Consider the following 2,500-nt stretch of genomic DNA (forward strand, 5'->3'; position numbering starts at 1 on the left):
AAGGGTTTCAGCTTTTCTCAAAAAAACTTTTCTCAAAAGGTTGACAACTTCTGAAATAGGCACTACATTGGTAAATGCGCTTGAAACGAAGGCAACGACGACTCAAGCGACCGAACCTAGAAAAATCAATAGTTTGAAAGCCAAGTATACATAACTCCTTGTCAATAACTTAATGGAGTTTAATCAGGAAACTGAGACAAACTCAACTTAAAGGATAACTTGGAAACGAAACGCGATTCGATCGTGTTTCGGAGCCTGGAAAAAAACCTCTAACATGGAGAGTTTGATCCTGGCTCAGGATGAACGCTGGCGGTCTGCTTAACACATGCAAGTCGAACGCAACCTTCGGGTTGAGTGGCGGACGGGTGAGTAACGCGTGAGAATCTGCCTTGGGGTCGGGGACAACCACTGGAAACGGTGGCTAATACCGGATAAGCCTACGGGTAAAAGATTTATTGCCCCAAGAGGAGCTCGCGTCTGATTAGCTAGTTGGTAGGGTAAAAGCCTACCAAGGCAGCGATCAGTAGCTGGTCTGAGAGGACGATCAGCCACACTGGGACTGAGACACGGCCCAGACTCCTACGGGAGGCAGCAGTGGGGAATTTTCCGCAATGGGCGAAAGCCTGACGGAGCAAGACCGCGTGAGGGAGGAAGGCTCTTGGGTTGTAAACCTCTTTTCTCAGGGAAGAAGCTCTGACGGTACCTGAGGAATCAGCCTCGGCTAACTCCGTGCCAGCAGCCGCGGTAATACGGAGGAGGCAAGCGTTATCCGGAATTATTGGGCGTAAAGCGTCCGCAGGTGGCGATTCAAGTCTGCTGTTAAAGCACGGGGCTCAACTCCGTAAAGGCAGTGGAAACTGAATAGCTAGAGGGCCGTAGGGGTAGAGGGAATTCCCGGTGTAGCGGTGAAATGCGTAGAGATCGGGAAGAACATCGGTGGCGAAAGCGCTCTACTGGACGGCAACTGACACTCAGGGACGAAAGCTAGGGGAGCGAATGGGATTAGATACCCCAGTAGTCCTAGCTGTAAACGATGGATACTAGGTGTAGCTTGTATCGACCCGAGCTGTGCCGAAGCTAACGCGTTAAGTATCCCGCCTGGGGAGTACGCACGCAAGTGTGAAACTCAAAGGAATTGACGGGGGCCCGCACAAGCGGTGGAGTATGTGGTTTAATTCGATGCAACGCGAAGAACCTTACCAGGGCTTGACATGTCCGGAACCCCGGTGAAAGCTGGGGGTGCCTTCGGGAGCCGGAACACAGGTGGTGCATGGCTGTCGTCAGCTCGTGTCGTGAGATGTTGGGTTAAGTCCCGCAACGAGCGCAACCCTCGTTTTTAGTTGCCAGCATTAAGTTGGGCACTCTAGAGAGACTGCCGGTGACAAACCGGAGGAAGGTGGGGATGACGTCAAGTCAGCATGCCCCTTACGTCCTGGGCTACACACGTACTACAATGGTCGGGACAGAGGGCAGCAAGCGAGCGATCGCAAGCTAATCCCAGAAACTCGGCCTCAGTTCAGATCGCAGGCTGCAACTCGCCTGCGTGAAGGAGGAATCGCTAGTAATCGCCGGTCAGAATACGGCGGTGAATCCGTTCCCGGGCCTTGTACACACCGCCCGTCACACCATGGAAGCTGGCCACGCCCGAAGTCGTTACCCTAACCCTCAGGGGAGGGGGACGCCGAAGGCAGGGTTGGTGACTGGGGTGAAGTCGTAACAAGGTAGCCGTACCGGAAGGTGTGGCTGGATCACCTCCTTTTCAGGGAGACCCGGTGAAAAAATCAGTACCCAAATAGATAACTGATTGATATCACCAATCCCAGGTCGTGCAAGGAAGAAGTAGATTGGCTTTCAAACTGATTTTGGTTCGGGAAATGGGCTATTAGCTCAGGTGGTTAGAGCGCACCCCTGATAAGGGTGAGGTCCCTGGTTCGAGTCCAGGATGGCCCACCTGTTCCATTCAGGAAGAGGGGGTATAGCTCAGCTGGTAGAGCGCTGCCTTTGCAAGGCAGATGTCAGCGGTTCGAGTCCGCTTACCTCCATACTTCCCAGTTAAGGAGTTAGGAGTGGCGGCAAAAGCGAATAGCTAGAAGCCAACCGAAAAAAAGCATTCAGCACCTGTACTTTTTAATTGAAAAAGCTCAGAATGCTGAACGTGAAGTTCAGTCAGAACCTTGAAAACTGCATAGCGAGAGAAAAAGTCAATTTAGTAAGAACAATGCCAAAAAAAGGCGTTTGTGTCTTACACAGACAAAAGTATAGATGGTCAAGCTACAAAGAGCTAACGGTGGATACCTAGGCACACAGAGGCGAAGAAGGACGTGGCGACCGACGATACACTCCGGGGAGCTGGAAGCAAGCGTTGAGCCGGAGGTTTCCGAATGGGGCAACCCCAAGTACGGCTGACTGAATCCATAGGTCAGTACGAGCCAACCCAGTGAACTGAAACATCTTAGTAGCTGGAGGAAAAGAAAGCAAAAGCGATTCCCCCAGTAGCGGC

General features: G+C 52.1%; 2 tRNA genes and 2 rRNA genes (1 of these 4 cut by a window edge). All 4 read left to right on the forward strand.

From position 1 onward, the window contains the following. The first annotated feature begins 271 nt into the window (after positions 1 to 271). Positions 272 to 1,759, forward strand: a 16S ribosomal RNA gene (locus ACLGGO_RS34920). Positions 1,760 to 1,876: 117 nt separating this feature from the next. Continuing rightward, positions 1,877 to 1,950, forward strand: a tRNA-Ile gene (locus ACLGGO_RS34925). Positions 1,951 to 1,969: 19 nt separating this feature from the next. After that, positions 1,970 to 2,042: transfer RNA gene (locus ACLGGO_RS34930), tRNA-Ala, on the forward strand. Between the two features lie 222 nt (positions 2,043 to 2,264). After that, positions 2,265 to 2,500 (forward strand): 23S ribosomal RNA (locus tag ACLGGO_RS34935) (it continues 2,650 nt past the right edge of the window). The 16S and 23S rRNA genes sit together here with 2 tRNA genes alongside, the layout of an rRNA operon.

Origin of the sequence: Coleofasciculus sp. (genome assembly GCF_046565525.1) — a bacterium.
Lineage (GTDB): Bacteria > Cyanobacteriota > Cyanobacteriia > Cyanobacteriales > Coleofasciculaceae > Coleofasciculus.